At 25.8% G+C, this 1,219-nt stretch carries 2 protein-coding genes; both read left to right on the forward strand.

What is annotated here, in order from left to right:
* Nucleotides 1-339 precede the first annotated feature (339 nt).
* Entirely contained in the window at nucleotides 340-555 is a 216-nt protein-coding gene (locus EHV01_RS05765) for a YneF family protein (protein WP_400249400.1), read from the forward strand.
* Nucleotides 556-924: 369 nt separating this feature from the next.
* Nucleotides 925-1,161, forward strand: a complete 237-nt coding sequence (locus EHV01_RS05770; RefSeq protein WP_422066628.1) for a PTS transporter subunit IIC — start codon at nucleotides 925-927, stop codon at nucleotides 1,159-1,161.
* Nucleotides 1,162-1,219 lie beyond the last annotated feature (58 nt).

Consider the following 1,219-nt stretch of genomic DNA (forward strand, 5'->3'; position numbering starts at 1 on the left):
WTWAAAAATTTAAAGCAAAATCATAATCTTACACAAAATTAGTTTTCAAATTGTCATATTGATGATTTTTTTTATTTCATCAAGAGTTTTCGACAAAATTAAAGAACTTATATGAGTTTATTTTATTTTTATATAGATAAAATGACAAAATAACAATATGTACAAATAGATATTACAGTTAAATCACAATGATAATATCATTGCTATCCATACTAAATGTAATCGAAGAAAAGCAGATTCTTAAAAACCAGGAAAATAAGACTTATTTTAAAAAATATGTTAAAATATTATAGGAATTATGCTAATAATTACTTATTACAAAAAAGGAGGACAACAAGAATGCCTTGATGAGGAGGACTTATTATTGGGATTGGTTGTTTAATTATTGGTGGGGTTTTAGGATTTTTAATTACCAAAAAAATTGTGCAGAAACAATTACGTGATAATCCCCCAATTACTGAAAAACAAATTCGAGCAATGTATATGCAAATGGGACGCAAACCGTCGGAAGCAGATATTAAAAAGGTTATGAATTCAATGAAACGTGCAAAATAAGATTGGATTTAATATCTTTTGCCAATAATGTAACACATGTTAGATTATTAATCTAACATGTGTTTTTGTTTTACCAAATAATTAACATTAGAAATACTTTTGCATAAATTTGCAAAAAATTTACAATTTTACTAGTTATTACCAAAAAGAAGAAAACAAATTGCAAAGAAGAAAGAAAAAAATAAAATCAAAATAGACATATGTTACATATGTCTATTTTGATTTAAGATGTTAGAAGAAACCTTCGTTATCTTAATACTACAAAAATGATAATTAGCAAGGAGGGATAAAAATGTCGAGTTTTTATCTTTAACAACTGGCGATTATGTTTTAAATTTCTTTAAAGAATTTATTGGTACACCAGCAATTTTGATTGGTTTATTTGCTCTTGTTGGTTGTTTATTACAACGCAAGAAATTGACCGAAACAATTTCAGCAACAATTAAAACAACTGTAAGGTTTTTAATTATCGGTGGGGGAGCTGGGATTTTAGTTGGTGCAGTTGGTAAATTAGGAAATGCTTTTAATTTATTGTTTGGGATTAATGGTGTTATACTAACTGGTGTTTGAGCATCTATTGCTTTGGTTTTTTCATTAATTAAATAAACTCTATTAGTTTTAGGATTTAATTGTTTTAAATTATAAGTTGAATAAACTAATKSTT

This window comes from Spiroplasma sp. hy2 (genome assembly GCF_044714365.1).
In the GTDB taxonomy this organism is placed as follows: domain Bacteria; phylum Bacillota_I; class Bacilli_A; order Mycoplasmatales; family Mycoplasmataceae; genus Spiroplasma; species Spiroplasma phoeniceum.